Source organism: Novosphingobium album (ex Hu et al. 2023) (assembly GCF_022832385.1).
Taxonomy (GTDB): domain Bacteria; phylum Pseudomonadota; class Alphaproteobacteria; order Sphingomonadales; family Sphingomonadaceae; genus Novosphingobium; species Novosphingobium album.
Window position 1 is genome coordinate 164,128 of the sequence record NZ_JALHLE010000002.1, and the last position, 14,818, is coordinate 178,945.

The 14,818-nt window shown below is 62.0% G+C and carries 16 protein-coding genes; 6 read left to right on the forward strand and 10 right to left on the reverse strand.

Going from position 1 to position 14,818, the window contains the following annotated elements; all coding sequences use genetic code 11:
- The first annotated feature begins 169 nt into the window (after positions 1-169).
- Positions 170-1,447, forward strand: coding sequence for a cytochrome P450 (locus tag MTR64_RS02005; RefSeq protein ID WP_243990198.1), 1,278 nt, complete (start codon positions 170-172; stop codon positions 1,445-1,447).
- A gap of 9 nt (positions 1,448-1,456) precedes the next feature.
- Here MTR64_RS02005 and MTR64_RS02010 read toward each other — a convergent pair whose 3' ends face one another.
- Together MTR64_RS02010 and MTR64_RS02015 are read right to left on the reverse strand one after the other, a co-directional pair.
- Entirely contained in the window at positions 1,457-1,933 is a 477-nt protein-coding gene (locus MTR64_RS02010; RefSeq protein ID WP_243990200.1) for a DUF2269 family protein, read from the reverse strand.
- Complete coding sequence (locus MTR64_RS02015; protein ID WP_243990201.1) at positions 1,930-3,210, reverse strand: SDR family oxidoreductase; 1,281 nt, start codon at positions 3,208-3,210, stop codon at positions 1,930-1,932. The genes MTR64_RS02010 and MTR64_RS02015 overlap by 4 nt, the downstream gene beginning before the upstream one ends.
- A gap of 224 nt (positions 3,211-3,434) precedes the next feature.
- Between MTR64_RS02015 and MTR64_RS02020 the strand changes: the two genes are divergently transcribed.
- Together MTR64_RS02020 and MTR64_RS02025 are read left to right on the forward strand one after the other, a co-directional pair.
- Positions 3,435-3,935: a nitroreductase/quinone reductase family protein gene (locus MTR64_RS02020; protein ID WP_243990203.1), complete on the forward strand. Its 501-nt coding sequence runs from the start codon at positions 3,435-3,437 to the stop codon at positions 3,933-3,935.
- 4 nt (positions 3,936-3,939) lie between these two features.
- The gene (locus MTR64_RS02025) at positions 3,940-4,398 is read left to right on the forward strand and encodes a nuclear transport factor 2 family protein (protein ID WP_243990205.1); all 459 of its coding nucleotides are present in this window, start codon (positions 3,940-3,942) and stop codon (positions 4,396-4,398) included.
- A 3-nt stretch (positions 4,399-4,401) separates the two neighbouring features.
- Here the strand turns inward: MTR64_RS02025 and MTR64_RS02030 are convergent, their stop codons facing one another.
- The 8 genes from MTR64_RS02030 to ykgO form a co-directional block, all read right to left on the reverse strand.
- Entirely contained in the window at positions 4,402-5,595 is a 1,194-nt protein-coding gene (locus MTR64_RS02030) for an acyl-CoA dehydrogenase family protein (RefSeq protein WP_243990206.1), read from the reverse strand.
- Between the two features lie 14 nt (positions 5,596-5,609).
- The gene (locus MTR64_RS02035; protein WP_243990207.1) at positions 5,610-6,830 is read right to left on the reverse strand and encodes a cytochrome P450; all 1,221 of its coding nucleotides are present in this window, start codon (positions 6,828-6,830) and stop codon (positions 5,610-5,612) included.
- A gap of 131 nt (positions 6,831-6,961) precedes the next feature.
- Positions 6,962-7,726: a peptidase gene (locus tag MTR64_RS02040; RefSeq protein WP_243990208.1), complete on the reverse strand. Its 765-nt coding sequence runs from the start codon at positions 7,724-7,726 to the stop codon at positions 6,962-6,964.
- 62 nt (positions 7,727-7,788) lie between these two features.
- Positions 7,789-8,655, reverse strand: a complete 867-nt coding sequence (locus tag MTR64_RS02045; protein ID WP_243990209.1) for a transglutaminase family protein — start codon at positions 8,653-8,655, stop codon at positions 7,789-7,791.
- 11 nt (positions 8,656-8,666) lie between these two features.
- Positions 8,667-9,614, reverse strand: coding sequence for an alpha-E domain-containing protein (locus tag MTR64_RS02050; RefSeq protein ID WP_243990210.1), 948 nt, complete (start codon positions 9,612-9,614; stop codon positions 8,667-8,669).
- Positions 9,614-11,050, reverse strand: a complete 1,437-nt coding sequence (locus MTR64_RS02055) for a circularly permuted type 2 ATP-grasp protein (protein WP_243990211.1) — start codon at positions 11,048-11,050, stop codon at positions 9,614-9,616. Before MTR64_RS02055 ends, MTR64_RS02050 begins: the two co-directional genes overlap by 1 nt.
- 148 nt (positions 11,051-11,198) lie before the next feature.
- Complete coding sequence (locus MTR64_RS02060) at positions 11,199-11,810, reverse strand: HAD-IA family hydrolase (RefSeq protein ID WP_243990213.1); 612 nt, start codon at positions 11,808-11,810, stop codon at positions 11,199-11,201.
- A 96-nt stretch (positions 11,811-11,906) separates the two neighbouring features.
- Positions 11,907-12,032: a type B 50S ribosomal protein L36 gene (gene ykgO / locus MTR64_RS02065; protein WP_004210176.1), complete on the reverse strand. Its 126-nt coding sequence runs from the start codon at positions 12,030-12,032 to the stop codon at positions 11,907-11,909.
- 197 nt (positions 12,033-12,229) lie between these two features.
- Between ykgO and MTR64_RS02070 the strand changes: the two genes are divergently transcribed.
- Genes MTR64_RS02070 through MTR64_RS02080 form a run of 3 tightly spaced genes read left to right on the forward strand, consistent with a single transcriptional unit; the run spans position 12,230 to position 14,813 of the window.
- Positions 12,230-12,994, forward strand: a complete 765-nt coding sequence (locus MTR64_RS02070; protein WP_243990215.1) for a DUF4136 domain-containing protein — start codon at positions 12,230-12,232, stop codon at positions 12,992-12,994.
- Positions 12,995-13,053: 59 nt separating this feature from the next.
- Positions 13,054-13,677 (forward strand): DUF4136 domain-containing protein, encoded by a 624-nt coding sequence (locus tag MTR64_RS02075; RefSeq protein ID WP_243990217.1) that lies wholly within the window; start codon positions 13,054-13,056, stop codon positions 13,675-13,677.
- Positions 13,674-14,813 (forward strand): M14 family metallopeptidase, encoded by a 1,140-nt coding sequence (locus MTR64_RS02080; protein WP_243990219.1) that lies wholly within the window; start codon positions 13,674-13,676, stop codon positions 14,811-14,813. Before MTR64_RS02075 ends, MTR64_RS02080 begins: the two co-directional genes overlap by 4 nt.
- Positions 14,814-14,818: the final 5 nt, after the last annotated feature.

A 14,818-nucleotide genomic window follows, 5' to 3' on the forward strand; every position in this document is an offset into this window, starting at 1 on the left:
CCCGAAAAAGTTAATGGGCCTCATTTCGCAACCAGTCCGTCCGAATTCAATCGGATAGCCCAACGCGGGCGCGATGAATGGCCCGTGAGGCTCAGAACGGCCCCGCTGCGAGATCGCCTTTGTTGCCCGCTGCGTGCCGCTTGGGCATGAACCGGGTGGGAGAAGGACTATGACACAGACGCCTACGCTTGACGATATCCGCGTTGATTTCGACGCCCCCGACAATGTCCCGAAGGACCGCATAGTCGAACTTTCCTTTGCAATGGGAGGCGTGCCCAACGACCTCGTCGACCCGTACGAACCGTGCGGCTGGCTGTCCGGGCCTGATATCCCGCGCCTGCTGTTCAATCCACCCAGCCGACAAGGCCTAGGCGCGATCAGCGGCAACCAGCGTGGCAACTGGGTCGTCACGCACTACGAGGACATCAACCGCGTCTATACCGACAACGAGCATTTCTCGAACAAAGGGACAGCGGAATTCCAGCGCCTGATCGGTGAAACCTTTCCTTCGATCCCCCTCGCGATTGATCCGCCGGACCATTCCAAATACCGCCTGTTCCTCACCCAGTTCCTCGGCCCGGCGACAATCACCCGCGTCATGGAGCCGGTGATCCGCGACGTGCTCGACGAAATGATTGGCGAAATTGCCCCCAAGGGCGAAGTCGACATGGCCTGGGATTTCGCCCGTGTATTCCCGGTACGCATCTTCATGGGCATGATGGGCTTTCCCAAGGAGATGTTCGACGATTTCCTCGAATGGGAATGGAACATCCTGCACTCAGGAAACCTTGAGAAGATGCAGTGGGCGCTCTCCAGCGTACTCAAGTTCCTGCGCGGATTCATTGCCGAAAAGGAAGTGAACCCCGATGAGTTCCTCACCAGCTCGATCGTCCACGGCACGATCCAGGGCCGCCGCTTCACCGAGGACGAGAAGATCGGCATGGTCTGGTTCCTGTGGCTGGGCGGGCTCGACACTGTCGCAGCAACCATTGCGCAGATGTACCGCCGCATGGCGCTGCAGCCCGAACTGCAACGCCAGCTGCGAGAGCATCCGGAACTGATTAACGGCGCGGTCGAGGAATTCCTGCGCACCCAGCCGATTCTTTCGTCAGCCCGTACCGCTACCAAGGACTTTGAGTGGCACGGCATTCAGGTAAAGAAGGGCGACAGCTTCTCCTGCCTCAACCCCGCGGGCAACTTCGATCCCGCACGCTTCAAGAACCCGCGCGAATTCGATCCGACCCGGACGGGCAACCGGCACTTCACGCTGGTGGGCGGCATCCATTCCTGCCTTGGCGGCCATCTCGCCCGGCGCGAATTGCGCATCCTGCTGGAAAAGTGGTTCCAGAAAATTCCCGAGTTCCGGATCAAACCCGGCGCCGATACCAGTGTGTTCCCCGGGCTGCTGTCTATCCGCAACCTGCCGATCGTGTGGGATGTCCCCTGAAAGGCGGCATCACCACAGGGCCGGCTTGGCAACCATCAGGTAGAAGACCCCGAGCAAGCCAAGGAATGCGGGCCAGCCGAGGCCGACCCACCACAACATGGTACGGTAGTACTCGGCCCCAAGCGGCGTGCCGCTGTCCCGGGCCGCCTGCGCCAACCGCTGGGCCTTGATCTGCAGGCGTACGACCGGTGCCCAGCAAGCGAATGCCAGCAAGTAGAGCACATAAGTCGCGACCAACCAGGATTCGGTCAGCGAGTAGCCCACGATATACACCAGCCACAGCCCGCTGACAGGCTGGACAACCCCGCTCGTGCCGGTGAATATCCAGTCGGCGAGCACGACCATGCGCCCCACGCTGGCGATCGTGGCGGGATCCCGCGTAAGGTGCGCGTTCCAGAAGTACCATGCCGTCCCCGCTCCGAACCCGAACAGGATCGTGCTGCTCAGCACGTGGATCCATTTGATGACGAAATAGAGTTCCATCATCGCTTGTCCGCGATCGCACCATGCACCGCTATCAGCAGCAGAATTGGCAGGTTCTTGAGCAACGGCCCCAGTGGATCCAGCCACAAGGCAGGCAAGGCGATGCCGATGACCAGCGTATATCCCAGCACAGCGGCAAGCTGAACGGGCGTCGCCCATCGCGCCCGCCGGTCGAAGAGCACCATTGCAGCAATACCGATGTCGAGCAGGCTGCTGCTAATCCGCAAGGGTGCAACCAGCGCATCAGGCAAGCCCAGTTCGGCGGTAAACCGGGCCGTCTGCTCGGCTCCATGCACAAGCCCGAGCCATGCCGATGCCAGCCAAAGGAAAACGAGCATGGCCCTCAACGCAGGTGCAAGAAAGAACAGCCGGGCATGCCAGCGGTCCTGCACTTGCGCCGGGCGATCACGCAGCGCCTGTTCCAGACTTACCGGCTCGAAGCCGATGGCATCTGCAAAAGCCTCGCTGTTGCCCGCGTTTCCAGCAATCATCTGGACAAGGCTGTTGGTCGCAATTGGTCCGTCGCCAGCGAAATCTCCAAGCCGCCCCAACATCCGCATGACAGGCATCGGAACCGTCAGCAAGCGCGCCGTGCCGAAACCCAGCCAGCTCCGGTAGCGTTCCAGCAACTGCCGCAAGTCCAGGGTTTCCGGGCCGACCGGCTCCAGTGTCTGCCCGGTAAAAGCGGTATCTTCGCAGACAATGCGGATGGATCGGGCGAGGTCCCGCACGTGAATGGGCGTGAAGAAGAAATCCCCCTTTCCCGGCAAGGGAACGAAGAGCGGCAGACCAGCCATCCCGCGCATCAGTGACGTGCCCCCATAGCTCCCGTCGCCATAGACCAGCGAGGGCCGCAGGATCGTCCAATCGATACCCGAACCACGAAGCACCTGTTCGCCTTCGAGCTTGGTCAGGGAGTAGTCGGTGGCCACGTCCGGCCGGGCACTGATCGCCGACACCAGAACGACACGCCGCACACCCGCTTCACCTGCCGCAGCATGGAGCGCCTGTGGCATCGCTACATGCACCGCATGCAGATCCCGCCCCCGCAGCAAGCCTGCAGCATTGACGACCACGTCGATGCCTTGCAGAAGCGGCCGCCAGCGGTTCGCATCTGTCGCGCTTGCAAGGTCCATCTCGGCGACAGTGATCGAGGGAAATGCGCGCTCGACCTCTCGGGCACGGCGAACCACGGCCACAACGTCATACCCCGCAGCGGACAGTTCCGACAGCACATGGCGGCCAATGAAGCCCCCTGCGCCGAAGACCATGATTCGCATCGTTTACCCTCTACGGAAGGCCTAGCAGAGGCGAAGTCTTCAGAACACCGTCCGGGCACCACGATCCGATCTGCTTTGGTGATGATCGAGGCAGGAGGCACCGGCGGGGAAACGCATCATCGAAGCGCGTATTGCCGCTCAGGACTTGAGCCGTCACGCCTTGGGCGATTGACCCCAAACGGGCGCCGGCAGACCTTCGATCGTGAAGCAGAAGGACAGGCTCCATGACATTTGAAGGCACTGAACAGTTGCTGGCCCGAACACAGGATTTCGTGAACGAGCACCGCTCGCTCTATCTTCAGTCTGGCGGTGCCATGGGGCACATTTTGGACTTCAAACATGCCGGCGCCCGTGGGCTTCTCCCCTCGCTGCTGCTGAAAACGATCGGACGCAAATCTGGACGTATATTCGTCACCCCCTTGATTTACGGAATCTATGGCGACGAATGGGTCGTTATCGCCAGCAAGGGCGGCGCGCCGGAACATCCCGCGTGGTACCTCAATCTCACGGCACAGCCATCAGCAGGAATGCAGGTCGCCACCCAGGCATTCGAGGTGCAGTGGCGTGAACCCGTCGGCGAAGAGCGTGATGCGGTATGGGCATACATGGCGCACCTTTACCCTCCCTATGGCGATTACCAGAAGGCATCGGAGGGACGCGTAATTCCCGTGGTCATGCTCTCACCGAAAGCCGAATTGGCGCCCTTCTCAGCAGAACTGATCTGACCCCGTGACCCCGATCGAGGAATTGCTGGCACGAGACGAGATCCGTACGCTCAAGGCCCGCTACTTTCGGACGTTCGACACCAAGGACTGGAACGCATTCCTGAGCCTGTTCACGGAAGATGCCACGCTTGAGTTTGATCTCGCCGTTCCGGTGCAAGGCCAGCAGACGCCTTCTGTGCGGCTCGAAGGGCAGCGCGCAATCGGCGAACACGTATCGTCTCCGGATGTCACCGCGCAGACCGTCCACCATGGCCACACCTGTGAAATCGAAATCCTCAGCAGCGACGAGGCACGTGGCATCTGGGCGATGGAGGACATCGTCGATTACGGCCGAACGCTCATCCACGGTTATGGCCATTATCACGAAACCTACCGGCGCACCGGTGCAGGCTGGCGCATTGCATCCGTGCACCTCACAAGACTGCGGTATAAACAGACTCTGCAGGACCGCATCGTGCTCTGATAGTTAGAAGACCAGCGCCGCCCCTTCCACGCCTGCGATCACCCGCCCGGAATCGATGAGCGATTGCTCAGCCGTAAGGAAATGCGCGTTGCCCGCGCAAATGTCACGATAAGCCCGCTGCAACGGGTGGCCATTACGCAGGACCGTAGTGGTGCAAGCGGCATAGGCAGTCTGGGCGATGCGCATGGCTACAACGTAGATATGGCTTGCCGAAAGGCGGCCGTCGAGGCGCAGGTCCTCTGGCACATCCCCGGCACATGCCGCGTCATAGAGCTTGTCGAAAGTCACGCGCAGATAGGCTTCGGCAGCACGTGCGTCGGCTTCGGCAATCGCGATGTCGCGCTGGAACGTCATGGTCTCGCTCATCGTCGTGCCGTCAGGGCGACGGCGGCTCGCAGCATAGGCCATCCATTCCTCCAGCACACGCCGCGTGGCGCCGATGGCGAAGGCACCGTGCGACAGGCATGGCAGGGCCATGAAACCCATGCGGTAGAGTGGCCCGCCGCGCCGCTGGACCGGCGCGCTGGTATTGTGGAAGAAGTCGGCGTGCAACACTTGGTCGTTCACGGCGAAATCGTAGGAACCGGTGCCGCGCAGTCCCATCACATCCCAATTCCCGAGGAACGTCACCGTATTGCGCGGCGCAAGGCCGATCAGCATGACCGGCAAGCCTGCCGCGTTCATCACCGGCTTGCCGTCTTCGTGCAGGACGTATCCGCCCACGAGAAACTGCGCATGGGGGCTTCCCGAGCCGAAGGAATAGCGGCCGGAGATGCGATAGCCCTCGCCTTCGCGCACGGCCTTGCCAGTCGGTGCAGCCTGCCCCGCGGCGTGAACGTAGCGTCGCCCTTCGGGAAAGATCGCCGCCACCGCCCTGTCACCGAGATAGGCGCCCGCGACCGCTCCGCCTGTCATGACCGCATGGGCATACCACCCCGCTGAACCGTCCCAGTAGGAAAACTCTGCAATCACATCGATGATGTCGGACGGATGCGCTTCCGCCCCACCCACCTCGCGCGGCGCCATCATCGCGAAGACGCCCGCCTCGTCCATCAGCCGCACAATCGCGGGATCAAGTTCGTTCGCCGTCTCATGCGCCGTCGCGGCCGCATCGATCTGCGGTCCGAGCGCGCGGATGCGCTCGCGCCAGGTTTCCCCGGAGCGCAAAGACGCCGGTTCGGCCATCATGGTCGCCATGGTCTGTCCTTGTCCTATGCGGGCGTGAATTCGATCGGCAGCCCCTTGATTCCCCAGACACCGGGAAACGGACGCCAGCCGGGGATGCCATCGGCATGGGGACGGCGCATGTGCTGCGCGATCAGGTGAATGCCCTCCTGCAACTGGGCCCGGGCAATGTATTGTCCGAGGCACATGTGCTTGCCCATGCCGAAAGCAACGTGCCGGTTTTCCGCGACAATTGGACGATCAGGGTCAAAGCGATCAGGGTCGGCGAACAGGTTCGGATCGTGCCCGGCAACGTTCAGATTGAAGAACAGGATAGTCCCGGCCGGAATGCGCACATCGCGGTATTCGATGTCCTTCGTGGTGACACGAAACGCGGAACTGGGATTGAACACCCGCAGCGTCTCCTCGACCACGCGGCGGCAATAGTCGAGGTCCTCGGCACAGCGCTCGTAGATCGCGGGATTGTCCACCATGAGGTGCATCATGTAGGTCAGCACGTTCTTCGACGTGTCGTAGCCGGCTACGAACAGGAAGATGATGAGGTCCGCCAGTTGCCGCTCGCTGACATCGCCCTCCGCTCCCGCCTCGATCAGCATGTCCAGCAGGTCGGGTTCCTGCCCTTCTCGTGGCTTCGCGCGCCGCTGGGCGAAGAGGTCATGAGCGAACGCATCGAGATGCTCGAAAGCCGCATCGAGCGCGGGCACACGCGACTTGTCCATGGAAAAGGCCAGGCCCATCGTTTCCATGGACGTGCGTAGTCCCGGTATGACCGAAAGCGGCGCCCCCACCATCTGCGCGGTTACCGCGATGGGGTAGTAGGAGGCGAATTCCTCGAAATCAATCTTCTCGCGAGGCGCCCACTCAGCCAACAGGCGCTCCATCGTCTCGCGCATGACCGGGCGGAGCTGGTTCGCATAGCGGGGCGTGAACTTGCGCGCGAACGTATCGCGCAGGAACTTGTGCTCGCGGTCGGGCAATGCAATCATCTGCTCTTCGGCGAACCGGCCCCACGGCGAGCCGCGGCAGTCCATGATCTCCACGATCCCGTCGAAACTGGGCCGCAGCGCATCGTCGCGCACCATCAGGTCACGAATGGCGTGCAGATCGAAGACTGCATAGCCCTCACTTGTCCGAGCAAGCCAAGGATGCTTCGCGCGGGCCCTTTCGAACTCCGGCCACGGATTTTCGGCAAATTCAGGTGCGCTCCATTCGAGAAAATGGAGATCAAGCGCGGCTACATCCTGCATGACCCAGACCTCTCCCGCTTCGGCCTTTGTTGCAGGCCTAATGCGAGATGGACTGTATCATAGTAGCATGGCAGGCAAAGCGTCTGGACTGGAACGCATGACCGGCTCGTTATGCCTGAACAGGAAAAGATCTATTCAGCTGCGTCGCGGATTTCCGCATCCATGTGATAATCGGGCAAAGCGTCCAGCGCCTGTCGCAGAGCCTCCCCCCAGCCAGTCGAGACAGACTGAAAATAAGGATCTGACGCATCGATACGGCGTTCATGAAACGGCGTAAAGTTGTCGCGCTCTATCACCAGAAGATCGAGCGGCAGACCCACCGAAAGATTGGCCTTCAGCGTCGAGTCGAACGAGACCGTCATCAGCTTGACCGCAGCCTCGAAAGACATCTCGCGCTCGTAGCCCCGGATCAGGATCGGGCGTCCGTACTTCGTCTCGCCAATCTGGAAGAAGGGCGTGTCGAAACTTGCCTCGATGAAGTTGCCTTCCGGATAGATAAGGAACAGGCGTGGCTCCATTCCCTTGATCTGCCCGGCCACGATTATGGTCGCACTGAACGTGCCGGCAGCAGCATCCTGCCCATTATCGCTGGCCCGGGCACTGATCGTGTCCTGGAGGAGGTTTCCCACCATCGTGGCGACCTGAAACATGGTTTCTGCATCGAGCAGCGAGTTATGCCGCTCCGACGGGGTCTTGTTACGCTCCTCAAGCTGGCTGATCACAGCCTGGGTCGTGGCCAGATTGCCCGCCGTCATCACCGCGATAATCCGCTCGCCCGGGATTTCCCAGTGATACATCTTGCGGAAGGTGGAAATGTTGTCGACGCCGGAATTGGTGCGGGTATCGCTCATCAGAACGAGCCCGCGATCCAGCATCATGCCAACACAATACGTCATTACAAAACTTTGCCCCTGCGAACCCGAAACATAGTGCAACCGTCAGGCTGCGCCGCGTTCCGTCAGCCGCCCTGATTCTGTTGTTGCCCACCACTAGCAGACATTTGCTGCTGTTGCGTGCCTACCACCTTCTCATCGACCGACAAGTGGACATCGAGACGGGTTTCCCCGGCTCCCATGGCAATACCCGTAACCGGAGCTGCCTCGCTATAGTCACAACCCGTGGCTACGCGAATATACCGTTCGTCCGGGCAGATCTCGTTGGAGACATCGAACCCGACCCAGCCGAGCCCCGGCACGTAGGCCTCGGCCCAGCCGTGTCCCGCTTCCTGCTCGACCTTGCCGTCCATGCGCAGGTAGCCGCCGACATAGCGCATGGGAATGTCCAGCAGACGCCCGGCGCTGATGAAGATATGCGCGTGATCCTGGCATACGCCCTTCCCTGCCGCCAGGGCCTGCTCGGCTGTCGTCGAGGGATCGGTCGTGCCCGGCACATATTCGACTTGCTCGCCGATGCTGCGCGACAAAGCATGGAGAAAGTTCAGCGTATCGCCGCGATCAGCCTCGATCGAAGCGACCAGTTGCCGCACCCGGTTGCCGGCACGGGTCAGCGGCGTTGCGCGCAGGAAGCACCACAAGGGCATGTGACCGGTGTGCATCCCGGTCACGCCATTGTTATCGATCGTCCGTACGATTCCGCGACAAGTGACGACGACCTCGGGCACACCAGGCTCGATCGACACAAGTTCTGTGTGGTTGTGATGCTGGTCGTCATACTCGGCCTCCGGCTTCGCTCCCGCGAGATCCATGTCCCATTCGAGCACTTCCTGCCCATGCGTCGGCTTGGGCTTGAGCCGCAGCCGCTGCAGGCCGTGCGAGACCTTTTCGGAAAAGCTGTAGCGCGTGGTGTGGGTAACGGTCAGGAGCACGTGTGCCGGTCCTATTCGATAAAGCGGTAGTCGGCAGCAATGGCATTGCCGATTTCGACGGTCTTGCCGATGACGTCCTGCAGGAATTCGTGCAGCCCGCCCTCGAATATCTCGTCGATCGAGATCTGATGCAGCCGGGCCCCGGCATCGCGCAGCAGTTCGTGCGCGGAGACCTCGTGCCCGTATTCCTTGGCAAGGCCCGCCATGTTGCTGCGGATCTTCTCGTAGCAGAACACCAGACTGCGCGGGAACTGACCATCCAGGATCAGGAAGCGGGCGATTTCCTTCGGGTCCATCGAACCGGGATTGAGCCAGGTGAAGGCACGGTTGCCAGCGACCGAGCGCAGCAGCGTTTCCCACTGCACATTGTCGAGGCTCGATCCCACCCAGGCCACTGATGGCAGCAGCACGTAGTACTTCACGTCAAGGATACGCGCGGTGTTGTCGGCACGCTCGATGAACGTGCCGATGCGGGCGAAGTTGAACACCTCGTTGCGCAGCATCGTACCTTCCAGTGCACCGCGGACCAGCATCGACTGGCGACGGACAGTAGTAAGCACTTCGCCCAGATTGCTCTCGCGCACAGGGCGGGACAGCAGATCGCGCAGAGTCATCCACCCTTCGTTGGTGGCTTCCCATACCGAGTTGGTGATGCTGGTGCGTACCACCCGCGCATTTGTGCGGGCGTTTTCGACCATCTGCAGCACCGAGCCGGGATTGTCCTTGTCGCGCAGCAGGTAGTTGAAGACCTGCGGCCCGCTGAAGTCATCGTGGGTCGCGCAATAGGCATCGACCTGGCCGGTCGTCGTCAGAACCGACTTCCATTCCTCGTCGGCCGATTCCTTGTTTCCGCGCGTCAGGGCGAGATGGAACCCCACATCAATCAGGCGCGCGGTATTCTCCGCCCGCTCGAGGTAGCGGTTCATCCAGTAAACGCCGTTGGCAGCTCTTCCCAGCATTACTCGTCCAGTACCCAGGTATCCTTGGTGCCACCGCCCTGCGACGAATTGACCACCAGAGATCCTTTCTTGAGCGCCACGCGGGTGAGCCCGCCGGGCGTGATGTCGATGCCGTCGGGCGAAACCAGCACGAAGGGCCGGAGGTCGACGTGCCGCGGCGCCAGCCCCGCGTTCGTGAAGATCGGCACGGTCGACAGCGACAGTGTCGGCTGCGCGATGTAGTTTTCCGGCTTCGCCCGCAGCTTGGCCTCGAACGCGGCGATTTCCTTCTTCGAGGACGTCGGCCCGATCAACATGCCGTAGCCGCCCGAGCCATGGACTTCCTTGACCACCAGATCGGCAAGATTGTCCAGCACGTAGGCCAGCGCACCCGGTTCCGAGCAGCGCCAGGTCGGCACGTTGTTCAGGATCGGCTTCTCGCCAGTGTAGAACTCGACGATCTCCGGCATGTAGCTGTAGATCGCCTTGTCGTCGGCAATGCCCGTGCCCGGCGCGTTGGCGATGGTGATGCCGCCCGCCCGGTAGACATCCATGATCCCGGCAACGCCCAGCACCGAACTGGGATTGAACGTGAGCGGATCGAGATAGTCGTCGTCCACCCGGCGATAGATCACATCGATCGCCTTGTAGCCCGTGGTCGTTCGCATGGCGACGCGGCCGTCCACCACGCGCAGGTCGCTGCCCTCGACGAGCTCGGCACCCATCTGGTCAGCGAGGAAGGCGTGCTCGAAATAGGCCGAGTTATAGATGCCCGGCGTCAAGACCGCGACGACCGGTCGCTTGCCGCCCTTGTAGGCTGGCGGCGCGCAGGCCCGCAGCGAACGAGCAAGGCGGCGCGGATAATCCGACACGGGACGCACCGGGATCTTGGTGAACAGTTCGGGGAACATCGCCATCATCGTCTCGCGGTTCTCGAGCATGTACGAGACCCCGGACGGCGTGCGGGCATTGTCCTCCAGCACCATGAATTCTTCGGGACCGGTGCGGACAAGATCGATGCCGACGATGTGGGTATAGACCCCGCCGGGCGGCGTGAAACCGATCATCTGCGTCAGGAACGCTTCGTTGTTGCGCAACGCCTCCACCGGGAGACGGCCCGAGCGGATAATTTCCTGCCGGTGATAGAGGTCCTGCAGGAACGCGTTGAGCGCCCGCACCCGCTGCTCGATCCCCCGCGTCAGCTTTCGCCATTCGCGCGCGGTAATAATGCGCGGGATCATGTCGAACGGGATCAGCCGTTCTTCACCTGCTTCTTCACCGTAAACGTTGAATGTGATGCCAATGCGGCGGAAGAAGCGCTCAGCCTCTGCATCCTGCCGTTTCAGCCACGCCGTATCCTGAGAATTATACCATTCGCAGAAATCGGAATAGGCGGGACGAATTGATCCGTCCCCGTTGAGCATTTCGTCGAAATTCGTCGTGCTCGCAGCCGTCATTGTGACTCCCGTTTGTCCATGTGATGCAACATGGAAAGAGACTTGCCAAGCGTTTACGCTGCACTTGCGAAAGAAAATTCAGACGCACAAACGCCGCAAAACCGGACCGATTCGCTCCAGATCGTCAACCCAGCCACGCACCGCTGGACTAACCAAGCAACTGCCTGCTCTCCAGATCCGCTCGAAGCGCTTCTGCGCTTTGGAAATGGTGCACCTGCCAGCCCAGCGCGCGCGCCGAGGCGATGTTGGCGGCATTGTCATCGATGAACAGCATCGCAGCCGGTTCATGGCCGAAGCGGCTGGCCGCCAGGTTGAAGATGTGGGGATCGGGTTTCACCAGCTTCTCATCGCCCGAAACGACGATATCCCCGAACAGATCGAACAGCGGCTCTGTCGCGCGAAACTCCTGCCAGAACGAACTGGCAAAATTGGTGATGGCGAACAGAGGCACGTGCCGCCGCGCCAGTTCACGAACGATCTCATGACTGCCGGGGACGTTGCCGGGAATCGTTTCCAGAAAACGCGTTGCGTAAGCGTCGAGCAGATCGTCGTGACCGGGGAACTGCGCCTTGCGTTCTGCCACCATCTCGGCGAGGTCGCAGCCAGCGTCATGCCGGAAATGCCACTCCTCGGTGACGACGGTGCTGCAGAACCAGTCAAGCCGCTCAGGATCATCGATGAGCTTTGCGAACAGGCTGCGCATGTCCCACTGGACAAGCACCCGGCCTACGTCGAAAACAACAGCATCTATGGCAGACATGACAAGACCCCCGCGAATGGCGGGGGCCTCATACCGTCAACACAATAGCCCGTCCGCCTGTGATCCCCGCCCTGCGGAGGGGATGGGCGAAACGAATCAGCCCTGGCGGGCCTTGAAACGGCGATTGGTCTTGTTGATGACGTAAGTGCGGCCACGGCGGCGGATCACGCGGTTGTCCCGGTGACGGCCCTTGAGCGACTTGAGGCTGTTGCGAATCTTCATCGTGTGTCTCGTCTGTCTGGGCGGTTACCGACCGCCGGAAATTCGAAGTGGCGCCGTTAGTGGCAGCGGCCTCCAAAGTCAAGCACGACACGCCCGGCCCCATGCCTTGCTCCTCCATTCATCTGCTGGCAATCGGCCTGGTCACACAAGGATCATACGGGCGCGACCCCACCGATTTCGGATAAACGATACCAGTTATGTCAAAGCTCAAAGGCGCGGCCTTCACCGCGAGCGTTGCCGCCATGCTGCTGACCTCTCCTCCGGCTCAGGCCCAGCACGCGCCTTGGGGGCCAGGCTGGGGATCGCCCGGCTGGGGATCTCAGGGCTGGGATGGCCCGGTGGATGCGCGGATGCTGCGCAACCACAGCCGCGATTCGCGCGAAGGCCGCGTGCAGGTCAGCCGCTTCGTCACCGCCGCGCCCGCAGCGCAAGAACTCGGACACGGCGCTATCACCGTGGAATCCGAATCAGGCGACGGTCCCTGGATCGGACAGACCGAGCGCGCGGCCTATGAGGCGGCGATCGTCGACGCACTGGTCGGCGCGGGCTATGACACCCGTCAGCCAGGCCATCAGGACGCGCAAGTGGCCAAGCTGCAGATCAGCCGCCAGGTGCTTGTTCCCGCCGAAACCAAACGAAGCCCGGTCAGCGGCAGCGCGGCCGTTTCGGTGGGGTCGCATGGATATTCTGGCTATGGCCTTGCCGTGAATGTGGATCTGACCAAGCCCCTCCCCGCACTCGTGTCGACCCGGCTCGACGCCCGTATTCTAGACAAGGCGAGCGGTCAGGTGCTGTGGGAGGGCTACGCAACGGTCGCGACCTACGAAGGTGACGACGACTGGAACGAAGGCAGGATCGCCACCAAGCTCGCCCTGGCCCTGTTTGACAACTTCCCCAAGGCCGAAGCGATCGTCCCGGCCGGTCAGCCCTCCCCCATCGCCGACGCCGAACCGCCCCGGTGACTTTCCTTGCATCCCCGGCCAGGGCGCGGCAAACCGGCGCCAGGAGGCTGGAGGATGCCATGAAACAGTTCCGTTCTGCCCACCGGCCCGGCCCGTTGACCGGCGCCCTCGTGCTTGCCGCCAGCTTAGCGCTTTCGGGCTGTGTTGCGCCGGTAGGCCCCGTCGAAGTCTCCCGCTTTCACGCCGCCGACACCTCACCGCTCGGGCACGGCACGATCCGCGTGGAGCCCGCGCAGGGTCAGCTAGACGATATGGAATTCCGCGCTTACGCCGGTGCCGTAACGCGGGAACTGGCGAAGCTGGGCTATACGCAGCCTCTGTCTGGAGAAGACCCCGGCAACCAGGTGGCGGTACTCAGTCTGAAACGGCAGCGCTACCAGCCGCAACGCAATGCCAATCCGGTATCGGTCGGCGTTGGCGGCGCCACGGGCAGCTATGGTTCGGGGGTCGGCGTAGGAATTGGTATCGATCTGTCCGGTCCGCCGCCCGAACAGGTCGAAACAAGGCTCGCCGTTACCATCCAGGACCGCGCCAGCGGCAGGCACTTGTGGGAAGGCCGCGCCGCCTTCACCGTGCCCGCCAGTTCGCCAATGGCGCAAACTTCACTGGGAGCCGCAAAAATGGCGGAAGCGCTGTTCAAGGGGTTTCCGGGGCAGTCCGGCGAAACTATCCTGGTGAAATGAACGACATCCAGATCAGCGCCGCATTCGATTCCGGCAATATCGAAGTTCTCTCCATCGAAGGCAACACTGCCCGTCTCGCCATTCGGCGGGACCGCAATTCCGATTTCGCGCAATGGTTCCACTTTCGCGTCAGCGGCGCGAAAGAACGGGAACTCACGCTGATCCTGACCGGTCTCAATGCAACCGCCTATCCGATGGGCTGGCCCGGCTACAATGCCTGCGTATCCGAAGACCGCCAGTTCTGGGGCCGAGCCGAGAGCCATTGGGACGAAGGCCGGGACGGCGGCTCGCTGACGATTCGTTACAGGCCTTCCGGCAACGTCGCGTGGTTCGCCTACTTCGCGCCCTACTCGATGGAGCGCCACCACGACCTCGTGTCCGAAATGGCCGGCGAGGTGGACTACCGCTGCCTCGGCACGACGCTGGACGGGCAGCCGGTCGACTGTCTCGAAATGGGGGCAGGCCCGGTACAGGTCTGGCTCTATGCCCGCCAGCACCCCGGCGAATCGATGGCCGAATGGTGGATGGAAGGCGCGCTGGAACTGCTTGCCGACCCGGCCAATTCGACCGGCCGCGAGCTGCGCCGCCGTTGCCGTCTGCACGTAGTTCCCAATGCGAACCCCGACGGCTCACGCCGCGGCCATCTGCGCACCAATGGGGCGGGCGTGAATCTTAACCGCGAATGGGATAGTCCCACTCCCGAAAAGTCCCCCGAGGTACTGGCGATCCGCAATGCCATGGATGCCAGCGGAGTCGACTTCGCGATGGACGTTCATGGCGACGAGGCGATTCCAGCCGTGTTCCTCGCGGGATTCGAAGGCATTCCTTCACTCAAGGACGAACAGCTCTCCGGCTACAACCGCTATGCCGAATTGCTGGAACGGCGCACGCCCGATTTCCAGACCCGGCTGGGCTACCCCGTCGCCCGGCCCGGCAAAGGCAATCTTTCGATGTCCACGAACCAGCTCGCGGAACGCTATGGCTGCGTGTCGATGACGCTGGAGATGCCGTTCAAGGATCACAATCCGGCGGCCGAGCGCCGTCAGGGATGGAGCCCCGAACGGTCGAAGCAACTCGGCCAGGACTGCATGGGCGCCCTGTTGGAATGGCTGATCGAGCGCGAAAGCCGGGCCTGACGCCC

What these genes read in the sequence shown, in the direction of transcription:
- MTR64_RS02005 (WP_243990198.1), top strand. Translation starts at nt 170, where the DNA reads ATGACACAGACGCCTACGCTTGACGATATCCGCGTTGATTTCGACGCC.
- MTR64_RS02010 (WP_243990200.1), bottom strand. Translation starts at nt 1,933, where the DNA reads ATGATGGAACTCTATTTCGTCATCAAATGGATCCACGTGCTGAGCAGC.
- MTR64_RS02015 (WP_243990201.1), bottom strand. Translation starts at nt 3,210, where the DNA reads ATGCGAATCATGGTCTTCGGCGCAGGGGGCTTCATTGGCCGCCATGTG.
- MTR64_RS02020 (WP_243990203.1), top strand. Translation starts at nt 3,435, where the DNA reads ATGACATTTGAAGGCACTGAACAGTTGCTGGCCCGAACACAGGATTTC.
- MTR64_RS02030 (WP_243990206.1), bottom strand. Translation starts at nt 5,595, where the DNA reads ATGGCGACCATGATGGCCGAACCGGCGTCTTTGCGCTCCGGGGAAACC.
- MTR64_RS02035 (WP_243990207.1), bottom strand. Translation starts at nt 6,830, where the DNA reads ATGCAGGATGTAGCCGCGCTTGATCTCCATTTTCTCGAATGGAGCGCA.
- MTR64_RS02040 (WP_243990208.1), bottom strand. Translation starts at nt 7,726, where the DNA reads ATGACGTATTGTGTTGGCATGATGCTGGATCGCGGGCTCGTTCTGATG.
- MTR64_RS02050 (WP_243990210.1), bottom strand. Translation starts at nt 9,614, where the DNA reads ATGCTGGGAAGAGCTGCCAACGGCGTTTACTGGATGAACCGCTACCTC.
- MTR64_RS02055 (WP_243990211.1), bottom strand. Translation starts at nt 11,050, where the DNA reads ATGACGGCTGCGAGCACGACGAATTTCGACGAAATGCTCAACGGGGAC.
- MTR64_RS02060 (WP_243990213.1), bottom strand. Translation starts at nt 11,810, where the DNA reads ATGTCTGCCATAGATGCTGTTGTTTTCGACGTAGGCCGGGTGCTTGTC.
- ykgO (WP_004210176.1), bottom strand. Translation starts at nt 12,032, where the DNA reads ATGAAGATTCGCAACAGCCTCAAGTCGCTCAAGGGCCGTCACCGGGAC.
- MTR64_RS02070 (WP_243990215.1), top strand. Translation starts at nt 12,230, where the DNA reads ATGTCAAAGCTCAAAGGCGCGGCCTTCACCGCGAGCGTTGCCGCCATG.
- MTR64_RS02075 (WP_243990217.1), top strand. Translation starts at nt 13,054, where the DNA reads ATGAAACAGTTCCGTTCTGCCCACCGGCCCGGCCCGTTGACCGGCGCC.
- MTR64_RS02080 (WP_243990219.1), top strand. Translation starts at nt 13,674, where the DNA reads ATGAACGACATCCAGATCAGCGCCGCATTCGATTCCGGCAATATCGAA.